Source organism: Gimesia aquarii (assembly GCF_007748195.1).
GTDB classification, from domain to species: domain Bacteria; phylum Planctomycetota; class Planctomycetia; order Planctomycetales; family Planctomycetaceae; genus Gimesia; species Gimesia aquarii.
In genome coordinates this window covers 14,687-35,751 of sequence record NZ_CP037920.1, presented here as the reverse complement: position 1 = coordinate 35,751, position 21,065 = coordinate 14,687, and the positions used below count along the sequence as shown (strand labels likewise).

Sequence of the window (21,065 nt, the reverse complement as noted above, 5' to 3'; positions counted from 1 at the left end):
TGATTTAGCTTTTCAATATCTGATCAATCGGCTTAGCACCATGATCGGCGAGAGGAATGGGCCGCCCGATGTTGGACATATTCTGTTTTTCCGGATCAACGCCCAATGCCTTACATATGGTCGCCATCAAATCGGGAACCGCAACGGGTTGATCGGTGACTTTCATGCCGTCTTCGCTTGTTTTTCCGATGACTTGTCCGCCGCGAATACCGCCCCCTCCTAAAACGGTCGTCCAGGCGGCTGGAAAATGATCGCGGCCTGTGTTCTGATTGATTTTCGGGGTACGCCCGAATTCACCCATCCAGACAATCAACGTTGAATCTAAAAGTCCCCTTTGTTCGAGATCGGTCATCAATGTTCCCCAGGCAGGGTCCAGGACTTCACTTAAACTTTTGACCGCTTCAAAGTTTTGCTGATGGGTATCCCAACCAAAGGCATTCGTTCCCTGCACTCCATTTAATGAAACTTCAACAAAAGGAACTCCCTGCTGAATTAAACGCCGTGCCAAAAGGCAACCTTGACCAAACCGATTCCGGCCGTAGGCATCCCGCAGCGTATCCGGTTCCTGATCAAGTTGAAACGCTTCGATGGCTTTGGAACGCATCATCCTTACAGCTGCTTCGTAAGCACTGCGATGACTGTTAGTGGGAATGCCCGGATGCGTGGCAATAAAATCATTTTCCAGATCTTTCAGGATCGATAACCGGCTATCAGCCTGCTTGCGTGTGATTCCCTGCGGCAAGGCCAGATTCTTCACTTTCAAAGCGGTGTCTACATTTTGGTCATCTGTTTGGATCAGGCCGGTCCCTTCCCCCACGACCAGAGGCGCATATTGTGGTCCGAGAAAGCCGGGACCATAGGCATTCGGACTCAATGTGCTGTTCGGGGCAATGCTGACAAAATTGGGTAGCTCCGAATGGGAAGCGCCCAACTCTTTACTCAACAGTGATCCCATCGTGGGATAGCTGAGAGGACCGGAAGGCAAATAACCGGTGCGCAGTAAATAAGTCGCACGGGTATGGTCCCCCTCTTTGGTACTCATCGAGCGAATAGGAACCAGGTGTTTCATCACGCTCGCCAATTTGGGCAGGTGCTCCGAAATTTGAATGCCCGGCACATCGGTATCAATGGGTTTGAACGGTCCCCCGTTTTCATGCTCGGGCTTTAAGTCAAACGTATCGCACTGACTGGGCCCCCCCGACATCCAAAGCAGGATGCAGGCACGCTTTCTCTGCGGATCATCGGCTGTTTCCGCCGCCAGGCGTTGTAACCAGCCGGACATCCCCGAACCGAGAACTCCTAATGCAGAAAGCTGCATGAAATCACGCCGGGATAGATTTCGATTTTTATTTATTCGACTCATGACGGGCGTCCCTAAAGAAATGTGCCTCTATTCCTATTTTAGATGGATTTTTGAAACAATTGCGAGAGTTTTCTGGTAAGAATCCATGATCAAAGCCTACTATGATCATGTCGCTCTCCTTTTTTATTTCAGTTCATGAAAACTATTCGTTAAGATACCATCAGGCTTGTGATTTTTTTAATGAATTCCGATTCGTATCGTTTTTTTGCCGATTTCAACCTAAGATCAGGTGTGACATCATGTTGACTCCGCAGACTGGCTGTAGATTTCCGCTTATTTGCCTGTTCCTCTTAACCCTTTCCATCAAAACCGTTACGGCAAATGAGGCATCTAACCTTCCCTACCAACAACAAAAAAACGTAGTGTATGCGGAAGTACATGGCGTGGGTCTCTTATTGGATATTTTCACTCCTCAAAGTCAGCCAAACGGATTAGCCATTGTTGATGTGGCATCGGGCGCCTACCATTCTGATCGCGGGAAAATCCGAGACCACAAGCGGGCCAAAATGTTCGATATTTTTTGCAGTCGAGGGTACACGGTCTTTGCTGTGCGGCCCGGTTCGATCAAAAAATTCAATGGCCCCGAAATGCTGGAGAATCTGAATAGAGGCATTCTCTGGGTCAAAGAACATGCCAAAGAATACCAAATCGATCCCAACAAGCTGGCATTACTGGGAGCTTCAGCAGGAGGGCATCTGGCATGTATGGCGGCAGTCTCCGCCAATGATCCACATGCAAAAACCCGTGTGAAAGCAGTGGGTGTCTTTTTCCCGCCAACCGATCTGATGAATTATGGTGGCTTGAAAATCGATATTCGGGGTAACGACCCACTCGCAAATTCCATTCGGCGGCTGATCACACCCAAAGGCTCTGAGACCATCGCCGAAGATAAGCTTGATGAATTGCGGACAGCCTTTTCGCCCGCGAGACTCGTCAAACCCGGATTACCTCCCTTTCTCTTCATTCATGGAACAGCCGATTTTATGGTTCCCATTCAGCAATCTCGAACCATGGTCGCCGCACTGGAGAAGGCTAATGTCCCCGTCACGTTAATCGTTAAAGAAGGGGGTGGCCACCCCTGGCCGACCATTCATGAAGAGGTAGAAAAAATGGCGAACTGGATCGATGAACAATTAAAATAATCGAACATTGATCCATTCACTTTGAGTGATTCACTTTGAAAATTCGCATCCTAAAATCTCAAAGTGGTCTGCACATAAAACTGTGTTGCCGTATTTCGTGGCGGAATGTTCGTACCCACAAATGACCCATACCAGAACCAGGAATATCCGGCCTGAATATTGAAATTCGGGTTAAAAGTATATGTCGCGATCATATCGAGTTCCTGACCGATATCCCGACTTCCACCCAAAGTTCCAACAGGAGCACCAGCCACGTTATAAAGAAAATCGTTGGAGGTGGCTTTTTCGAACCAGTGAAACGCACCCACAAAGTCTAATTTTTTTGCTGGTTTCAAATTCATCTGTAAGCTGTAATCATAGAGGTTCTGTCCTGAGAGATTGTCGATAATCCCCCAATAAGCATGTCCTAATGGAAAGAGTGTATTGAAGGTGTTGTTGGTGCCACCATTCGGATTCTGGTTACCTGACCCCCAGTAGAAGAGTCCGCTCAAACGTGGCTGCCAGGGTAGTGTTTTCCATGTATGTCCTAAAACCGAGGTAAAGAATCCTGCAGACACTCTTTGACCATTGTCGTTTCCAAACTGGTAGGCGGTTTCTGTTTCGAATTCCCAGATTCGGCTAACTTCACAGTACTCATTCTGAATTTCAGACGTGGTTCTAAATCTGGTTCCGATAGTATGCCGCGAACCATCGGGACGATTTGGTGTTACCGTTTCATCGCGCAACCAGAGGTAATAAAGATCGAGTAACTGTGGTGAGTCTGATAAAAATGTGAGATAGACTCCACTGAAAGTGACCGAGGTATCCGGCTTATCTCTTCCGCTGTCGAGCTCGGTAAAGGGACCATTTCCTGCTGCACTATTTACAGGGTTCGTCACAAATGCATCGATATGCAAGGAATCAGAATGATGAAAATATTTAAAGCCTTCAAAGTTGCGCCGCGTGTTTGACCAGTCCAGAGGAGAGACGAGCCGCTGCGCACCATAAAGCAATTCCTGTCGACCATAACGGAAATAGGCAGGGTCCCCACCCCACTCATTCAGTTTAATATCAACAAAAGCATTTTGTAGATTCCAGCGATTGATATCAATGGGTGTTGGTGCAATGTCATTGTCAAAGATAGAACCATCCAACAGCTCAACATAAAACCGTAATGTATCGTTGAGATGCAAATCCACATATTGACGCCAACGCCAGAGATTATAATCCGTTAAAGCGGGGCCACCCGGTCTGAGACGGTTTTGCTCGTGCATCCAACGATGCCGTATCTCACCTCCCACTGATACGATGTGGGGCGCACATTCGTCACCAAAGCACATCATTTTCAGTCTCTCCCCTAACAGTGGGGGACTCGACGGATTATTAATATAAGCCTCAAACGTGTTATCAAAAAAAAGTGCCTTGTAAGGATTCGTTGCAGGCTTCGGTGGCAGGGGATCATTTTCGATGATCTCTTCTTCTGTCTCTGTTACATCTACTTTCGGTTCATCTTGTGAAACTGGTTGAAAGACCTCTTCAGGTTCTTTGATTTCCGCATCAATTCCATCGTATTTCGCTTGCGCGTTCGGAGATGGTGGAAGCTCAGCTTGAACTGGTTCTGCTGATACCGTTCCTGTTGTCACAGACAAAGTAACAAGACTCAGAGATAAAATGACGCTTGGACGCATTTCGCATTCCTTGCTGATACGTAGTGAGTTGAAGAATTTGAGGTTCTATCAATTGTTGGAATGAATCACCAGAAATTTCTGAACCGCGCGCAATAAATCCTCCTCTTGATGGATAACCTTTCCTTTGGATCGGATCATAGCGTTCAGAATAATCATCCCGTTTGTTCGGTTTTGAAGTAACTGGTTGAACTTAGGAATTAGAGAGTGATAACTAAGTCGAAATCCAAATTGACAACGCAAGCCAATCTTTTTCACCAAAACACCCAATCGACAAAGTCTCCCTAATCAAGCCTTGACTTAGGAGTAAATGTTGGAAATAAGAGAGTGCTTCAGAGATAAACTTTTTTAGTCTATCCCAAAATTACCACTGGACACCCAGCATTAAAGAATTGAGTCCACTGCCGATTCCCAATAAGGCAACATGGTCATCTTTCTGCAACTTCTGGTTTTGAATTCCCAGCGCCCAGGCCATTGGCAAGGCGGCAGCTCCTGTGTTGCCAAGCGTTTCGACCGTTGGATAATCCAGACCCGGATCAAGCCCCAGCTTTTCCAGCAGTAACTTACGATGGGCTTTTCCAACCTGATGTGTGAAAACGCGGTCGACGTCCTCATTTTTCCATCCCAGTGTTTTTTTTGTCGCTTCCCAGGTGGGGATCGCCAGATTCACACCAGCAACTAAGAGTGACTCTGAGTCTGTCTGCATCCGGGGACGATGATCCCCATGCTTTTGTGCTTCGACACCTCCCGCACAGAGTTCGTGACTGGAAGTTTCCGTTCGAAAAGTTCCACCTAATAAGCGATGGCCTGTTTTACTCAGACTGCGATCACAGAGCAGAATCGCAGCCGATCCACTACCAATCGTGAGAGAAGCGAAATCGTTTTTAATGGACTTGCGGGTCAAAGTCGTGTCATGTAACAGATCGTCGATTGTTCCTTCGACCAAATCGCGACCGACTTCCGTACCGACCACTACTCCAGCACGAATTTGGCCCATTTCGATCATATTTGCCAGAAAAACCATACCGTTCAATAAACCAAGGCAGGCATTGCTGATGTCGAGTACTAAAGCGTCATGGGGCAGACCCGCTCTATGATGCACACCACTGGCAGTAGCTGGTTCCAACTGATCTCGACATACAGAACCGTGAATCAATGCACCCAGATATTTACGATCCAGCTGGCTTTCTTCCAGTAATTGGTTGACGGTTCGCGCGCTGACCGTACCCGGTAGAGTTCCGGGATCAAAAAACCGCCGCTCCTGAATCCCCGTCATCAATTCCAATCGACCGGCGGGTAAACCGAGCCGTTCATAGACGGGAGCTAACCGCGCTTCGATTTCATCAGAAGTAACGATGTTGGGAGGCAGAGTACAACTAACACCTTCAACACAAACATGCTCATAACGCATAGACGGCGTGATATTTCCATTCAACAGGTACATTAACTAAGCGGTCGACAGACAATGAATCATCTGCGCGCAGAAAGAAATACCTATTGAATTGAATCAGGGAAGCAAACTCAACCTAAGTGCTCTAAAATATTAAACCTGAGAAGCACTTTGTTTGCGGGGTGAAGCTTTCAGAGTGTCAACCAGGGATTCAATCTCGCTGAGCTTCTCTGTGCGACTCCGAACGTATTCGGGAGTAGGCTCTTCGACTCGTAACTTTTCCGCACTACGTACGTATTTCAAACCTGATAACAGGAGGTTTAGTTGTTTTTCCGTAATATTTATTGTTGCTAAGTCACTCATAAGTAAACAAAAACTCTCTCGAGGTGGTCCGGAGAATTCAGTCCACAACAACCTCCTGCTGCTGTTACTGACATAATATTAGTCAATCACCAACCAAAATTTCAACCAGTATTTACAAAAACACATCCTGTCTGGCTTTTTTTATCATCGACTGACGCTACAAATTAGCTTTGACAGCATTTCTGATGCTGTTCAATCCCTTACAGACGGATTGATTGACTCGATCGCTATGCCTTCTTAACACTGAACATAAGCCTCGTTACTTTGCTGCCCGGAGGCTTCCTTCTGAGAAGGCTTCTGCCATTGCCAGCGGAATCTCTGCTTCGGCCAAAACAACTTTTGCCTGGTTTTCCTGAGTTCTGGCTAACATTTCCTGCTCTGACGCCACGGCTTCCGCTCTTCGTTCTTCTGCTCGGGCCTGGGCAACACGCACATCGGCTTCCGCCTGATCTGCTCTCAAACGGGCTCCTACATTCTCGCCCACATCAATGTCAGCAATATCAATCGATACAATGGAAAAAGCGGTTTGTGAGTCCAAACCTCGATTCAATACCTCCCGCGCAATGACTGAGGGATTCGCCAGCACCTGTTTATGGCTTTCACACGAACCTATGGCAGAGACAATTCCTTCACCCACCCGAGCAATAATGGTGTCCTCTGTCGCACCCCCGACTAATTGTTTCAAGTTGGTTCTTACCGTGACTCTCGCGCGTGCTTTGAGTTGAATTCCGTCTTTTGCGACACCATCCAGCGTTGGTCGACCACTTTTCTTCGGATCGGGACAATCAATGACCTTGGGATCCACGCTTGTTTCGACGGCGGTAATAATGTTACGTCCAGCCAGGTCGATGGCTGATGCGGTATCCCAATCCAGGTCGATGCTCGCACGATGCGCGACAATCAGGGCATGCACAACACGATGGACGTTACCTCCTGCCAGATAATGAGCTTCGAGTGCTTGTGTGTGGACATCTGTAAGACCTGCTTGAACAGCCATGATCTTCGAGTCGACGATTACCGAGGGCTTCACTTTTCTCAGTGACATAAATACCAGGGAAAAAGGGCCGATTCGGGCACGCGAACTAAACGCCTGAATCCATAGTTTGAAATACCGGGCGAATAGTGCAAGAAAGACAATGCCTAATAAGACACAGATCCCGCCGATCGCAAACGCCGCAACTGGCCAAAGCTCATCCATATTCTTCTTAACTCCCTTACGAGTATTTGTTTTGAGACGAATGCCTCTCAAATATCATAACTACCTCGGGCTAAAAACCGAAAGTATTTTTGTCTGCTTTTCGTATTTTTTCACTGTGATTATATCAGGAAAACGAAATGAGTCTCGGTTTGGATCATTCTGTTTTTCAAAAGAGAGTTGTTCCCACGATTGGAAATCACATTTCCTGTATTTATTCTAGTTGTCATGTTGGTTCGAAAAGCCCACTAAATACGTTTTGCTGCTAAATGGGAACGTTTTTTCGCCTTCCAATACAAAAATGCCTTGTAACAACAAGACTTCTGGTGACCTGCCCTCAATGTTGTTTTGAAACTATAAAAGAATCAGGAAATAATCATGAGCGTTGAAGCAAAAATTCAGGAACTGCAGTTGGAACTTCCCGAAGCTCCAAAACCAGGTGGCATTTATAATCCTGTGGTTCAAGTAGATGACATGCTGTATGTCTCCGGGCATGGACCAGTCAAATTGGATGGCACCATGCACACCGGACGTGTTGGCGACGATTTAACCGAAGAACAAGGTGTTGAAGCCGCCGAAGCGGTCGGACTGACGATGCTGGCTACACTCAAGCAGTATCTGGGCGATCTCGATCGTATTGAACGATTTGTCAAAGTCCTCGGCATGGTGAATGCAGCACCAGATTTTCAACGACACCCACAAGTGATTAACGGTTTTAGTAATCTGATCGTTCAGATCCTGGGAGAAAACGGTCGTGCCGCTCGAAGTGCTGTTGGCATGGGCTCGCTTCCCGGAAACATCGCCGTCGAAGTTGAGGCAATCGTTCAAATCAAAAGCTGATTAGAGGGAAGATTGCTTCGCACACGGTCTTCGCTGTCATCATGCGACAATATACGGAAAACAGACTGTTTCGGCCATTTTTTTCAACACTGCTACTCTGATCAGTATTTTAGGCCGGATTCGTCTATTCGAATCGAGTCAGACATAGTAAAACCGGAGGTCATTCGGAATTACTTTTTGATGTATGGGTGATAAAGATTTGCATGTATCTTTATCAGAGGAAGGATTCTCCCAGTGCCTAAAGTCGATTTGATTATTTTTGGAGGCGGCGTTGCCGGACTCTGGACTTTAAACGAGGCCAGCCGGCGGGGATATCGTTGCATTCTTCTTGAAGCGTTCGAACTGGGAAGCGGCCAGACCATTGCCTCTCAAGGAATCATTCACGGAGGTTTGAAATATACGCTTCAGGGAATGATGACCGGATCCGCGCGCGGAATTCGAGAGATGCCTCTCATCTGGAGAAACGCGTTAAAGGGCGAAGCGCAGCCTGACTTATCGGACACTGAGATACGATCCCATCATTGTTATCTCTGGCGCACCGATTCTGTTTCCTCCCGATTGGGAATGTTTGGGGCCAAAATGGGATTACGGGTTGCGCCCCAAAAGCTCTCTGCGGAAGAGACTCCCGAATTACTCGCTCAATGTCCCGGTTCCATCGCTGTAATGGAAGAGCAAGTCATCTCGCCACAAAGTCTCGTCGTCAATTTGTCTGCTACTCTGAGAGATCAGATTATTAAATATGACCCGGAGCAGCTTTCGTTTCTTTTGGATGAAGACAAACAGATCTCTTCGATTCAGATTCCAAGTCCAGACGGTGACCCCCTGACAATTAAAACGGCGGCTGTCTTATTGACGGCAGGCAGGGGAAACGAGCCGCTCAGAACTCTGGCGAGACAGCAACCGGGTTCTGAGAATCAGGTCATGCAAAAACGCCCACTTCATATGATACTGGTGCGTGGCGCGCTTCCTCAATTTAACGGACACTGCGTCGATGGCGCGAAGACGAGAATCACAATCACATCGGATACGGATTCACAAGGCCGAACTGTCTGGCAGCTAGGCGGTCAAGTTTCTGAAACAGGTGTTAAACTGAATCGCCTTGAATTGATCCAGCACGCAGCCCGAGAACTGTCAGCTTCGATCCCCGGTATTAATCTATCCGGTCTGGAATGGAATACATACTCCGTAGACCGGGCAGAAGGCGCAACGAAATCAGGCTTAAGGCCTGAGACACCACAGATACTGAAAGAAGGCAACTTGTTGACCTCCTGGCCGACAAAATTAGCATTGGCGCCCCGTCTGGCGACAGACATCTTTCAACATTTGGATGAGATGAATGTGAAACCCACGCTTGAGGATTCATCCTGGAAGGAATCCTTTTCCGCGTTACCTCGACCACTGGTTGCCCAGCCTCTCTGGGAAACAGCAGAAAACTGGGTGACGCTTGGCAATCTTAACCTTCTAGAAGATGTAGCCTGATTTTTCCATCGACACAATGAAACTCCGAGAACCATGCAATATCGACCTTTAGGAAACACGGGTTTTTCAATCAGCGCGTTGGGTTTCGGCGCTTTCAAGATTGGCCGAAACCAGCAAATCAAATATAGCCAGTCCTACGATCTGCCCGATGATGCAACAACCGACCATTTGTTGAATTCCATTCTTGATCTCGGAATCAATCATATCGATACCGCTCCCGCTTATGGAATCAGTGAAGAACGAATTGGTCGGTTTCTTGCGCATCGTCGCAAAGAATTTTTGCTTTCCACCAAAATCGGTGAAACATTCGAAAACGGGCAATCTACTTACGACTTTTCTCGTGCCAGCTTGCAGTCCAGTATCGAGAGAAGTCTGCAGCGATTAAAGACTGACGTACTCGACATCGTACTGATCCATTCCAACGGCGATGATGAATCGATATTAACAGAAACGGATGCCGTCGAAGTCTTACAAACGGCAAAACAAGCGGGCCAGATTCGCTGGATTGGTCTTTCAGGAAAAACCGTTTCCGGAGTCACATCGGCACTTACCTGGGCGGATGTTTTAATGCTTGAGTATCATCTTGAGGATCGTTCTCTCGAAGATGTCATTCGTCAGGCAGCCCAACAGGGAATCGGCGTCATTATCAAAAAAGGACTTGCTTCAGGACAGCTGCCAGCAGAAGAAGCCATTCCATTTGTGCTCAGTAACCCCGGAGTCAGTAATCTGGTCGTAGGCGGGCTCAGTCTGAAGCATATTCAGACGAACTGGCATACCGCTGCTTCTGTCAGACCTGCCGCGTAATCTGTGCGTCTTCGCGGTTTACAAGATCGATTCCGGTTTGGTAGATCCAGAAAGGCTATCGACCGCCGCTTCTCCAAGAAGACGACAATAAATCAACAAACTTTAGTATTATGATCGATTCCTATTTTTAGGGATCTGACTCATTTAGGTGCACATCAATGCCTCTTCTATCGGCGTCGGCTTGGCAATCGGAACTGATCGGACTATAAAGGAGAAGAGTTCATAACAATTTTTCTATACCTCCCCTGATACCCCGTTTGAGTTCTGAAAATGGCACCCCAAGTCGGTCTGTTTATTCCCTGTTACGTTGATCAGCTCTACCCGCAGGTAGGCATTGCCTCGCTGAAGATTCTGGAACACTTTGGCATCGATGTTGAATATCCCGAAAGCCAAACCTGTTGTGGACAACCCATGGCAAACACCGGTTGCACGAATGAAGTCGCACCCCTGGCCAAGCGCTTTCTGGAAATTTTCAAGTCCTATGATGCCGTTGTTTGTCCATCGGGTAGTTGTGTTTCCATGGTGAAACACCATTACGATGAATATTTCTCTGAAAACAAGGAATACGACGAACTCAAAGCAAAGACCTATGAACTTTGCGACTATCTGACCACTGTTCTGGAGATCAAGACACTCGCTGGACGCTTTCCGCACAAAGTAGGATTACATCAAAGCTGCCACGGTCTTCGTGAACTCAGATTGGCCAGTTCCAGCGAACTTGTAAAAGAACCATTTGGTCCCGCACGGGAATTACTCGAGAGTATTGAAGGACTTGAAGTGACCCAGCTTCAAAGAGCCGATGAATGTTGTGGTTTTGGTGGCACCTTTGCCGTCGCTGAGGAAGCCGTCTCCTGTATGATGGGAGAAGACCGCGTTCATGACCATGAACAAGCGGGAACAGAAGTGTTGACTGCCCTCGATATGTCCTGCTTAATGCATCTGGATGGAATCATCCGCAGACAAAAGAAACCGATTCGGGTGATGCATATCTCCGAAATTTTTGCTGAGTGTTTATAACATGCCTTCACATCCAAAATTAGCCGATGAATTTATCAAAGATAAAGAGCGCGCCAAGTGGCATGACCAGTCACTCTGGTTCGTACGTTCGAAACGTGATAAAGCCGTCCACCAATTACCAGAATGGGAATTGCTGCGAGAGCAAGCCTCGAAGATCAAATCGTATGTCGTTTCGCATTTACCCGATCTGCTGGAAGAATTCGAAAAGAATGCGAAAGCCAAAGGCGTTCACGTTCACTGGGCACGGGATGCCAAAGAGCATAACGAAATCGTGCACAGCATTTTAGAGAAACATCAGGTTAAGCGCGTCGTCAAGAGCAAGTCGATGCTCACTGAAGAATGTCATCTCAATCCGTATCTGGAGCGGCATGGAATTGAAATTGTTGACACCGACCTCGGCGAATGGATTGTTCAACTGCAGGACAAACCCCCCAGTCATATTGTGATGCCCGCCATTCATATCAAAAAAGAAGAAATTGGCGAGCTGTTTCATGAGAAACTGGGCACCGAAAAAGGAGCTTCCGACCCGCAATACCTGACGGAATCTGCCCGGCAACGCTTACGGCAAAAATTTATCGAAGCGGATGCCGGCATCACAGGTGTGAATTTTGCGATTGCTGAAACGGGCGGATTTGTGGTTTGCACGAACGAAGGCAATGCCGACCTGGGAACGTCGCTCAACAAACTGCATATTGCCTGCATGGGAATTGAAAAACTTATTCCCCGCGCCTCTGATCTGAGTGTCTTCCTGCGACTCCTGGCACGCTCGGCAACAGGGCAACCAATCACCACGTATTCCTCCCACTTTCATGGTCCCGCCCCTGATAGCGAATTACATATTGTTCTGCTGGATAATGGTCGCAGTGAAATTGCAGACAGCGATGAATTCCGTCGTTCTCTGAACTGCATACGTTGTGGCGCCTGCATGAATACCTGCCCCGTATATCGACGCAGCGGCGGTTATAGTTACAGCAACACTGTTCCCGGGCCTATTGGATCGATCCTGGGGGCCGCACATGATACGAAAGCTAATTCCAGTTTGCCGTTTGCCTGCAGTTTGTGTGCTTCCTGCACCGATGTATGTCCTGTCAAAATCGATCTGCATCATCAGTTGTTGACTTGGCGGAAGGAAATTCGTCTGAAAGGTCTCCTTCCGCTTTCAAAACGTCTTTCAATGAAAATGATGAGCTGGATGATGCAGGCACCGCGACTGTACCAGTTCGTAGGAAAGATGGCTCGCAAGATTGTGCCCTATTTACCACGGTTTTTAGTTTACAATCCCTTTAATGCCTGGGGGAAACAGCGCGAACTGCCTGACATGCCTAAACAGAGTTTCCGAGAGTGGATGAAGCAAAATCATGACCGCAAGTAGAGAGCATATTTTAAACAAACTCCGGAAACAATCCATTCCAGAAACCGAATTGCCCGACCTGCAACAGCCAGAGTTGACGCAACAATGGATCACCTACCCCGATCCAAGTCAGCAGTTTTCTGACCTGTTGGCTTCGATCAAAGGTCTCTGTCTGCAGGTAAAGAATGTCGAAGAAGTCAATCAGCGACTGGCAGAACTGCCCGTCTATCAAAAGTCAAACAATATCTGCTCACTGATTCCTGATTGTGGTCAACCGACGGTCAATGTGAATGACATCACTGATCCACACGATTTCAAGGACATCGACTTTGCCATTTTACCCGGTGAATTCTGCGTAGCCGAAAATGGTGCGACCTGGATCACCAATGATGGCGGCCCTTTGCGGACCCTTTATTTCCTGTCGCAACACGTGGCCTTGCTGGTACCCGCTTCAGAAGTCGTACCGCACATGCATGCCGCCTATGAAAAACTCCGTTTCGAAAACCGGAGCTTTGGCACCTTCATGGCGGGACCATCTAAAACCGCCGACATCGAACAATCTCTAGTCATCGGAGCCCACGGCGCGAGATCTTTAACTGTCTTCCTAGTTGAAGAACCTTTTTAACTAAGTCACACCAGACATGTGATCACAGAGAAATGTGGACGCATCGAATATTTTGCTGTTCGTGAGATGCTCATCAAGGTAGCATAAACAGTATTAACCCCAATTCGTCCAAGTCCAATGTCGTTCGTTCCATAATCCAAATTGCATTGATGGTCAGGAGAAACCTCATGGTTGTCCGACTTTTTACTTTCTTAGTGATAGTCATCGTTTGTTTTATCCATTGTGGATGGATGGAAGCGAAGCAGCCCAACTTCGTGTTTATCATGGCAGACGACTGTACGTTCCGCGACATTGGTTGTTACGGCGGTCAGGCGCACACACCACACATCGATCGGCTGGCTACAGAGGGAATGCGTTTTACGCGCTGCTTTCAGGCGGCGCCGATGTGCTCCCCCACACGTCATAACATTTATACTGGTCAGTATCCCGTTAAGATCGGCGCTTATCCCAATCACACGAATGCCAACCCCGGTGTCAAAAGTATTGTGCATTATCTCAAACCGCTGGGCTATCGCGTGGCACTCAGTGGCAAAAGTCATGTGGGCTCCAGGTCGGTGTTTCCCTTTGAAAAACCAAAAGGGGCAGACCTCGTCGAAGCAGCTGAATCCTTTTTTTCCGATTGCAAGGCAGACGACGATTCTTTCTGTATTTTCTTTTGTTCAAGAGAACCACACACACCCTGGAACAAAGGCGATCCATCGCGCTACGATGCGAGTCAACTAAAGTTACCGGCTTACTTTGTTGATACTCCCAAAACGCGCGAAGTCATGACACAATACCTGGCGGAAATTACTTATTTCGACGGTGAGGTCGGCGGTATTCTTGCCGCACTTGATAAAAACGGTCTCCGCGAAAATACGCTCGTTATCGTCGTCAGCGAACAGGGCAGCAGTATGCCCTTTGCCAAATGGACCTGCTATGATTCCGGTCTGCAGTCTGCCTTGATTGCTCGCTGGCCCGGTAAGATCCAGCCAGGAAGCATCAACCACGCCATGATTGAATACGTCGACCTGGTTCCCACTTATGTCGAGGCCGCGGGTGGCACGCCCGATCCGGTACTCGACGGCAAGAGCTTGCTGCCTGTTTTCGCCGGGAAACAGGAACACAAGGAATTTGTATTTGGTGAAATGACAACACGTGGAATCATCAACGGCTCCGATACCTTTGGCATCCGTTCTGTGCGTTCCAAAAACTTCAAGTACATCTGGAACTTTACGCCGGAAATCGAATTTCGCAACATCTGCATGAAATCGCCCGAGTTCAAGAGTTGGGAAGCAAAAGCGGCCGCCGGTGATGCGGACGCTGCCGAGAAGGTACGCCGCTATAAAAATCGACCTGCAATCGAACTTTACGACATCACTAAAGATCCGACCGAGTGGAATAACCTGGCCAACAAACCGGAATACGCAAAAGTGCAGGCTGAGCTGAAAGCGAAACTGGATGCCTGGATGAAACACTGCGGCGACAAAGGGCAGCAGACCGAAATTGATGCTGATAAACATACCAGAGGCGGCAAGAAGAAAAAGAACAGGAAGAAGCAATTATGATTCCACGATTGATTCTGTTAATCGTTTTCTCGGCATGTATGGTTCAGGCCGATGCCGCAACGAAAACAACAAAAGAGACCCGCAAGCCCAACATCATCCTGATCATGGCCGACGATGTGAGCTGGGAATGTTTCGGCGCCTATGGTGCAGAAGACTATAAAACACCAAACATCGACGCGCTGGCAAAACAGGGCATACGATTTAAAAACTGTTTCTCGACCCCCATCTGTACCCCTTCGCGGGTGAAGCTGATGACGGGGAAATACAATTTCCGCAACTACACGCATTTCGGCTATCTCGATCCGAAAGAGAAAACATTCGGCCAGATGCTGCAGGCCGCGGGTTACAAAACCGCCGTCGCCGGCAAGTGGCAGCTCAACGGAATTTATCACAAAGCGGAAGGATACCTGGACAACACGCGCCCCTTCAAAGCGGGATTTGATGAATATTGCCTCTGGCAGGTGACCCGCGGCAAGAACATGAAAGATGGTAGCGGCGAGCGTTTCTGGAGTCCGGCTCTGGAGCAAAATGGTAAGTTCCTGTCGATCGAACACAACCAGGGGAAATATGGTCCGGATATCATGTCTGACTTTCTCTGCGACTTTATCGACCGGAATCGGGATCAACCTTTTTTCGTTTACTATCCGACGACACTGGTGCACAATCCTTTTGTACCGACGCCCGACACCATCGGTTCCGCGTCGCGAACTCACGATGCGAACAAACAGCCAAAAAGTAAAAAAGCCAGGAAAGCCAACTTTGTCGCGATGGTCAACTATCTGGATAAGATCATCGGCAAAATTGTGAAACGAGTGGAACAGGCGGGACAGTTGGATAACACGCTCATTCTGTTTACCGCCGACAATGGCACGAATGTTGGCATCACATCGCTATGGAACGGACAAAAGATTCGTGGGGGCAAAGGTTCCACCACCGACATGGGCACACACGTGCCACTGGTTGCCTACTGGAAAGGGCACACACCTCAAGGCGTGGTACTGGATGACCTGATTGACTTCACCGATTTCTATCCCACGTTCGCTGCGATGGCAGGTGTGAGCCTGGGAAAAGACGATCCCATCGATGGCCGCAGCTTTCTACCTCAACTGAATGGGGAAAAAGGCCATCCACGCGACTGGGTACTCTGCCACTACCAACCCTATTGGGGACGCTTTAAAGGCAGTCAATTTGTACGCGAGGCTCAATTCAAACTGTATCGTGACGGTCGATTTATCAACGTAACAAAGGATCTCAAAGAGAGCCAGAATTTGGCTGAGGGACAAGCCGGTAACAGCGGCGAACAGGCCCGGAGAATGCTGCAGCAGACGTTTAATTTAGTCCCCCCTGCCCCACCGGTACAAGGTGGTAAAGATAAAAAAATACGCCCCGTTTATCCGGACTGGAAAAATATCGTGAATCCCAACGATTAGCCTTCGTCCCGAACATCGGATTAGAAAGAAGAGAACGTGAACAAGACACATTTGAAAATAGTAGCCCTCTTGTCAGCCATGGCGCTGGTTCTTTCCGCAGAGGTACAGGCAGCAGAGACATCTGCGAGCACAAAGCAGCGACCGAACATTGTCTGGATTGTTGTCGACGATATGTCGTGCCACTTCGGCTATCAGGGAGAGAAACTCGTCAAGACACCCCACGTGGATCAACTCGCGCGGGAGGGTGTCGCGTTCAGCAACGCCTACGTGACGGCACCGGTCTGTTCTACATTTCGTTCGGCCGTGATTACCGGCATGTATCAGACCACAATCGGAGCACACCATCATCGCAGTTCCCGCGGGGCGTTAAAAATTCACTTACCTGATGGAATCCGCACCATCCCCGAACTGTTTCGTGAAGCAGGTTATTTTACAACCAACGCGAACGCGGATGGGACCCGACCCGGAAAAGAGGATTACAACTTCGTTTATCAAAGAGGGGACCTCTATGACGGTGTTGACTGGACTCAACGTGCCGCTGGCCAACCGTTCTTCGCGCAATACCAACTGTCAGGGGGAAAGCTGCGTAATTCGAAAAAGGCTTACGAAAGAGTAAAGGCCGAACTGGATGATTTGGTCACGGCAGAGGAAGTAACGCTGCCCCCTTACTACCCGGATCATCCCGTGATTCGCACAGACTGGGCCGAATACCTCAATTCTGTCATGTACACCGACAGGCAGGTCGGGCAGATCATTGCCCGCTTGAAAGCAGAAAATGTGCTCGAGAACACAGTCGTTTTTTTTCTGACCGACCATGGAATCAGCCACGCGCGCGGCAAACAGTTTCTCTACGAAGAGGGACTGAAGATTCCGTTCGTCGTCTGGGGTCTGAAGTATGAACCTGCGGGATCAGTGCGAGATGAATTGATCTCACACATTGATCTCTCTGCTACGAGTCTGGCACTCGCCGGGATAAAGATTCCTGCCAACATGCAGGGACGCCCCCTGTTCGGACCGCAGGCCAAACCCCGTAAATATGTGGTCTCGGCCCGCGACCGTTGCGATGAAACCGTCGATCATATCCGTAGCGTCCGCAAGGGTCACTTCAAGTACATTCGCAACTACCTCCCCGAACGTCCTTATCTACAGCCCTGCAAGTACAAGGACGCGAAACCCTTTATGCCCGTATTGCGCGAATTACATGCTGCTGGAAAACTGAATGCCGCCCAATCATTGCATCTCGCTGAGACACGGCCCGAAGAAGAACTTTATGACCTCACCAGAGATCCCTGGGAAATTCATAACCTGGCCGGCGATCCTGCCTACGATAAGCAACTCACCGAATTTCGAGGCCTGCTCGCGAACTGGGAACTCGAAACAGACGACCGCGGCCGCTTCCCCGAATCGGAAGCAATGTACGATAGCGATATGGCTCCCTACTTCGAGAAGTCCCGCAAAAGAAACCCCGATCAGGCTGCTATCCTGGAAGCGAATATTAAACTGATGAAGCGTTGGCGCGCTGCAGGCAAATAAATCCCAATCACTATTTCGCAGGAAAAATTCCATGTCAGACCACTGGCTTCATCGACGCGACTTTTTATATCAATCGCTGCTCACTGGAGCTTGCGCGCTGGGAGCCCGTGAGTTGGTAGCACAGGAAAAGAATTTGCCTGTGTTGGGACAGGGTAAATTTCAGTATCATCTCGTCGCGGGTTGGGGTGTGCTGGATGCCAAAACGCCTGTGAAGAACTGCAGCGCGATGGTTGTCGACTCCAAAGGCCGGATCTTCCTGTTAACCGATCATCTCAAGAACAATGTGATCATTTATAACAAAGACGGTCAGCTTTTGAATAAGTGGGGCACTCAATTTCCCAGCGCACACGGTCTGGAGATCGTACAAGAAGAGAATCGTGAGGTCCTGTTTATCACAGACCTCAACCGGCATCGGGTTTTTAAGACCACACTCGACGGTGAGATCCTGATGGAGCTGACCTATCCCAAATCCATCGGAAAATATGCCAGCGAGAAAGAGTTTCGTCCTTCATGGACGCTGCACTTACCCAATGGTGACTTCTTCGTTCTCGATGGTTATGGCAAAGACTACATCATGCGTTATAACCGAGACGGCAAGCTTTTAAATTACTTTGGCGGCCCAGAGGGAGGCATCGCGCACTGGGGACCGCATGGAGGCATCATCGACGTCCGCGGCCCCGGTGAACCTGAGCTGGTCATTGCGATGAGCGATCAGCAGACGATCAAGCGTCTCACTCTGGATGGCAAACTGATGGAAGAAATTTCGCTGCCAGGCTCGAATCCGCGTATGATCCAGATTGTCGGCGACTATATTTTCGTGCCACATCTGGCAGACAACTGGCCCAAAGACCGTCAAAGCCGCGGTTATATCTCTGTGTTGGATCGCGATTATCAAATCGTATCCAACATCGGCGGCTCCGCACCCCGCTATGTGAACGGCAAGCTGCAACCCATGCAACAGCAAGGGGGCTTTTTCCGTCACCCGCACGATCTGGTGGTTGCCTCCGACGGCGCGATCTATGTACCACAATTTGCTTCCGGAAACACCTATCCGGTGAAGCTGGTCCCCGAGACCTAACTCACTTTGACGACATCACCATCGCGGAATCAATCCATGAAAAGAACCACTTTTATATTCACGCTGCTCATCATCATTGTATCGGTGTTTTTTGCTCAGCCCGCTGTCGCACAAACAGAGGCTGCGTCAGATCCCGTTGATTGCAGCACGCTTACCGGCAAAGTCATGGTGGGATATCAGGGCTGGTTCAACTGCGCAGACGATGGAGCCAATCTGGGCTGGAAACACTGGGCGCGAAATCGCAGGAAACCATTCGCATCAGGAAACGTCACCGTCGATTTGTGGCCCGATGTGTCGGAGTTGGATCCCGATGAACGATTTGCGACAGGATTCAAACACGCCGATGGCAGCACGGCGGAAGTCTTCAGCAGTGCGAACCGTAAAACGGTTCAGCGACATTTTCGCTGGATGCGTGATTACGGAATCGATGGTGCGTTTTTGCAGCGATTTGCGTTGGGGTTGTCGGCACCGGCCCTGTTACGAAACAATAACACCGTATTGTCTCATGTCCGCGCGGGAGCAAACCAGTTGGGACGGGCGTTTGCAGTGATGTATGACCTCAGCGGCCTGAAAGCCGGGCAGGTCAAGCGCGTGCGCGAAGACTGGACTCGGCTCCGCGAACAGAAGAAGATCACTGGCGATACAACCTACCTGCATCACGAAGGCAAACCGCTGGTAGCGGTCTGGGGAATCGGCTTCAGTGACAATCGCCCCTATTCACTGGAGGAATGTTTTGAACTGGTGAAGTGGCTGAAATCCAGTGGCTGTGCAGTGATGCTGGGTGTGCCTTCGTTCTGGCGTGAAGGGACCCGCGATGCCGTCAACGATCCGTTACTGCATGAAATCGTTCAAACCGCTGATGTCATCAGCCCGTGGACGATTGGTCGTTATCGAAGTCCCGAGGAAGCGGTTCGTCACGCGACCAGAGTCTGGCAACCCGATCAACGGTGGTGCGAACAGAGAGAACTCGACTTTCTGCCTGTGGTGTTTCCCGGATTCAGCTGGCACAACCTGCACGGCGGGAAACTGAATCAGATTCCACGGCTCAAGGGCGAATTCTTCTGGTCACAGGTCAGTGCCGCGAAGCGCGTCGGATGTAAGATGATTTACGTCGCCATGTTCGACGAAGTCGATGAAGGCACCGCGATCTTCAAATGCACTAACACTCCGCCGACCGCCAACGGAGCCCAATTTAGTACGTTTGAAGGTCTGCCGAGCGACCACTATCTCAAACTCGCCGGCCGTGCCGGAACATTGCTGAAAGACAAAAGTCTCTCGAAGACACCCGCGAATAAAAGTCCCGGGCATCGACTGCTCATCGGATATGGTGAAGGTTTGATGGAGTTGGACCAAGCGAACAATATCGTCTGGCATTATCAGGATCCCGAAATCGAGCTCGTCTATGATGCCTGGAAATTAGAGAACGGAAACATCCTCTTTTCCCATCGATTCGGCGCGCGGGAAGTCAATCCCGCCAAACAAACGGTCTGGGAGTTCAACGTTCCCCGGGAGAAAGGGAAGCAGGAAATCAACTCCTGCCAACCTCTGGAGGACGGTAAGGTACTAATTCTCGACTGCGGCAATCAAAGGCTGTTGGAAGTCAACCGCAGGCAGCAGGTAACCTTAGCCATTGATTTGCCCGACGGAGGCAAGAACCCCCACAACCGCTATATGCAGGCACGCAAAACGCCACAAGGCACATATCTGATCTCTTACCGTGACAACAAGAAAATCCTCGAACTGAATGCGAAAGGCAAAATCATCTGGCAATACGCGCTTCAGGAAAACGACCGCCCCTTCACAGCCATACGTTTAGAGAATGGTCGCACTCTGGTGCCCTGCATTACGTCATACCGGATTATTGAAATCGACCCGGAGGGCAAGATCACCTGGGAGTTAAATACGAAAGACGATCTGGGCTTTCAACTCTTGTACCCCGTCGGAGTTCACGTGCGCAAAAATGGAAACCTGGTTGTCATCAACTCCGACTATCATCATAAAAAAGGAATGAATAACGACGTACAGGCTTTTGAAATCAACCGCCAAAAGAAAGTACTCTGGACCTTAACGAAAGACGATCTTGAGAAAGACGGCAAAGTCCCCATTGTAGAACGCGGCACAAAAATGCCCTCGCATCACCTGTTGAGTATTCAAGTGATTGGTGAGCCTTTGGAGTTAAAATAGCTGAAATTTTATTTTTTATATGAAGTCTGGTGTAGGAAGAATAGATAGGAGCAAACCCAC

Annotated in this window: 17 protein-coding genes; 12 read left to right on the top strand and 5 right to left on the bottom strand. The window is 49.0% G+C overall.

What is annotated here, in order from left to right:
* Positions 1-4 precede the first annotated feature (4 nt).
* Positions 5-1,363 carry a DUF1501 domain-containing protein gene (locus tag V144x_RS00125; RefSeq protein WP_144979565.1) on the bottom strand — a complete coding sequence of 453 codons (1,359 nt, stop codon included), beginning with the start codon at positions 1,361-1,363 and terminating at the stop codon, positions 5-7.
* Between the two features lie 239 nt (positions 1,364-1,602).
* Between V144x_RS00125 and V144x_RS00120 the strand changes: the two genes are divergently transcribed.
* Positions 1,603-2,505 (top strand): prolyl oligopeptidase family serine peptidase, encoded by a 903-nt coding sequence (locus V144x_RS00120; protein WP_144979562.1) that lies wholly within the window; start codon positions 1,603-1,605, stop codon positions 2,503-2,505.
* Positions 2,506-2,555: 50 nt separating this feature from the next.
* Here the strand turns inward: V144x_RS00120 and V144x_RS00115 are convergent, their stop codons facing one another.
* The 4 genes from V144x_RS00115 to floA form a co-directional block, all read right to left on the bottom strand.
* A complete protein-coding gene (locus V144x_RS00115; protein ID WP_144979560.1) occupies positions 2,556-4,172 on the bottom strand; it encodes an alginate export family protein in 1,617 nt (538 codons plus the stop codon).
* Positions 4,173-4,533: 361 nt separating this feature from the next.
* On the bottom strand, positions 4,534-5,580 hold the full coding sequence (locus V144x_RS00110; RefSeq protein WP_144979557.1) for a 3-oxoacyl-ACP synthase III: 1,047 nt from the start codon (positions 5,578-5,580) through the stop codon (positions 4,534-4,536).
* Positions 5,581-5,712: 132 nt separating this feature from the next.
* Entirely contained in the window at positions 5,713-5,922 is a 210-nt protein-coding gene (locus tag V144x_RS00105; RefSeq protein WP_144979554.1) for a hypothetical protein, read from the bottom strand.
* A gap of 259 nt (positions 5,923-6,181) precedes the next feature.
* Complete coding sequence (floA, locus tag V144x_RS00100; protein ID WP_144979551.1) at positions 6,182-7,120, bottom strand: flotillin-like protein FloA; 939 nt, start codon at positions 7,118-7,120, stop codon at positions 6,182-6,184.
* 375 nt (positions 7,121-7,495) lie between these two features.
* On the opposite strand from floA, the gene V144x_RS00095 reads away from it, so the two are divergent.
* The 11 genes from V144x_RS00095 to V144x_RS00045 all read left to right on the top strand — a co-directional run bounded on the left by V144x_RS00095 (position 7,496) and on the right by V144x_RS00045 (position 21,005).
* Positions 7,496-7,957, top strand: a complete 462-nt coding sequence (locus V144x_RS00095; protein WP_144979547.1) for a RidA family protein — start codon at positions 7,496-7,498, stop codon at positions 7,955-7,957.
* A gap of 234 nt (positions 7,958-8,191) precedes the next feature.
* Positions 8,192-9,436: an FAD-dependent oxidoreductase gene (locus V144x_RS00090; RefSeq protein ID WP_144979544.1), complete on the top strand. Its 1,245-nt coding sequence runs from the start codon at positions 8,192-8,194 to the stop codon at positions 9,434-9,436.
* A 33-nt stretch (positions 9,437-9,469) separates the two neighbouring features.
* The gene (locus V144x_RS00085) at positions 9,470-10,240 is read left to right on the top strand and encodes an aldo/keto reductase (RefSeq protein WP_144979541.1); all 771 of its coding nucleotides are present in this window, start codon (positions 9,470-9,472) and stop codon (positions 10,238-10,240) included.
* 270 nt (positions 10,241-10,510) lie between these two features.
* Complete coding sequence (locus V144x_RS00080) at positions 10,511-11,257, top strand: (Fe-S)-binding protein (RefSeq protein ID WP_144979538.1); 747 nt, start codon at positions 10,511-10,513, stop codon at positions 11,255-11,257.
* Between the two features lies 1 nt (position 11,258).
* On the top strand, positions 11,259-12,629 hold the full coding sequence (locus V144x_RS00075) for a lactate utilization protein B (RefSeq protein ID WP_144979535.1): 1,371 nt from the start codon (positions 11,259-11,261) through the stop codon (positions 12,627-12,629).
* On the top strand, positions 12,616-13,233 hold the full coding sequence (locus tag V144x_RS00070) for a LutC/YkgG family protein (protein ID WP_144979532.1): 618 nt from the start codon (positions 12,616-12,618) through the stop codon (positions 13,231-13,233). The genes V144x_RS00075 and V144x_RS00070 overlap by 14 nt, the downstream gene beginning before the upstream one ends.
* Before the next feature lie 167 nt (positions 13,234-13,400).
* Positions 13,401-14,780, top strand: a complete 1,380-nt coding sequence (locus tag V144x_RS00065) for a sulfatase family protein (RefSeq protein ID WP_144979529.1) — start codon at positions 13,401-13,403, stop codon at positions 14,778-14,780.
* Positions 14,777-16,210, top strand: coding sequence for a sulfatase-like hydrolase/transferase (locus tag V144x_RS00060; protein ID WP_144979526.1), 1,434 nt, complete (start codon positions 14,777-14,779; stop codon positions 16,208-16,210). The genes V144x_RS00065 and V144x_RS00060 overlap by 4 nt, the downstream gene beginning before the upstream one ends.
* Before the next feature lie 36 nt (positions 16,211-16,246).
* The gene (locus V144x_RS00055) at positions 16,247-17,743 is read left to right on the top strand and encodes a sulfatase family protein (RefSeq protein ID WP_232102665.1); all 1,497 of its coding nucleotides are present in this window, start codon (positions 16,247-16,249) and stop codon (positions 17,741-17,743) included.
* Positions 17,744-17,774: 31 nt separating this feature from the next.
* Entirely contained in the window at positions 17,775-18,821 is a 1,047-nt protein-coding gene (locus V144x_RS00050; RefSeq protein ID WP_144979523.1) for an NHL repeat-containing protein, read from the top strand.
* Positions 18,822-18,857: 36 nt separating this feature from the next.
* Positions 18,858-21,005, top strand: a complete 2,148-nt coding sequence (locus V144x_RS00045) for a beta-propeller domain-containing protein (protein WP_144979520.1) — start codon at positions 18,858-18,860, stop codon at positions 21,003-21,005.
* Positions 21,006-21,065 lie beyond the last annotated feature (60 nt).

What these genes read in the sequence shown, in the direction of transcription:
- V144x_RS00125 (WP_144979565.1), bottom strand. Translation starts at nt 1,363, where the DNA reads ATGAGTCGAATAAATAAAAATCGAAATCTATCCCGGCGTGATTTCATG.
- V144x_RS00120 (WP_144979562.1), top strand. Translation starts at nt 1,603, where the DNA reads ATGTTGACTCCGCAGACTGGCTGTAGATTTCCGCTTATTTGCCTGTTC.
- V144x_RS00115 (WP_144979560.1), bottom strand. Translation starts at nt 4,172, where the DNA reads ATGCGTCCAAGCGTCATTTTATCTCTGAGTCTTGTTACTTTGTCTGTG.
- V144x_RS00110 (WP_144979557.1), bottom strand. Translation starts at nt 5,580, where the DNA reads ATGCGTTATGAGCATGTTTGTGTTGAAGGTGTTAGTTGTACTCTGCCT.
- V144x_RS00105 (WP_144979554.1), bottom strand. Translation starts at nt 5,922, where the DNA reads ATGAGTGACTTAGCAACAATAAATATTACGGAAAAACAACTAAACCTC.
- floA (WP_144979551.1), bottom strand. Translation starts at nt 7,120, where the DNA reads ATGGATGAGCTTTGGCCAGTTGCGGCGTTTGCGATCGGCGGGATCTGT.
- V144x_RS00095 (WP_144979547.1), top strand. Translation starts at nt 7,496, where the DNA reads ATGAGCGTTGAAGCAAAAATTCAGGAACTGCAGTTGGAACTTCCCGAA.
- V144x_RS00085 (WP_144979541.1), top strand. Translation starts at nt 9,470, where the DNA reads ATGCAATATCGACCTTTAGGAAACACGGGTTTTTCAATCAGCGCGTTG.
- V144x_RS00080 (WP_144979538.1), top strand. Translation starts at nt 10,511, where the DNA reads ATGGCACCCCAAGTCGGTCTGTTTATTCCCTGTTACGTTGATCAGCTC.
- V144x_RS00075 (WP_144979535.1), top strand. Translation starts at nt 11,259, where the DNA reads ATGCCTTCACATCCAAAATTAGCCGATGAATTTATCAAAGATAAAGAG.
- V144x_RS00070 (WP_144979532.1), top strand. Translation starts at nt 12,616, where the DNA reads ATGACCGCAAGTAGAGAGCATATTTTAAACAAACTCCGGAAACAATCC.
- V144x_RS00065 (WP_144979529.1), top strand. Translation starts at nt 13,401, where the DNA reads ATGGTTGTCCGACTTTTTACTTTCTTAGTGATAGTCATCGTTTGTTTT.
- V144x_RS00060 (WP_144979526.1), top strand. Translation starts at nt 14,777, where the DNA reads ATGATTCCACGATTGATTCTGTTAATCGTTTTCTCGGCATGTATGGTT.
- V144x_RS00050 (WP_144979523.1), top strand. Translation starts at nt 17,775, where the DNA reads ATGTCAGACCACTGGCTTCATCGACGCGACTTTTTATATCAATCGCTG.
- V144x_RS00045 (WP_144979520.1), top strand. Translation starts at nt 18,858, where the DNA reads ATGAAAAGAACCACTTTTATATTCACGCTGCTCATCATCATTGTATCG.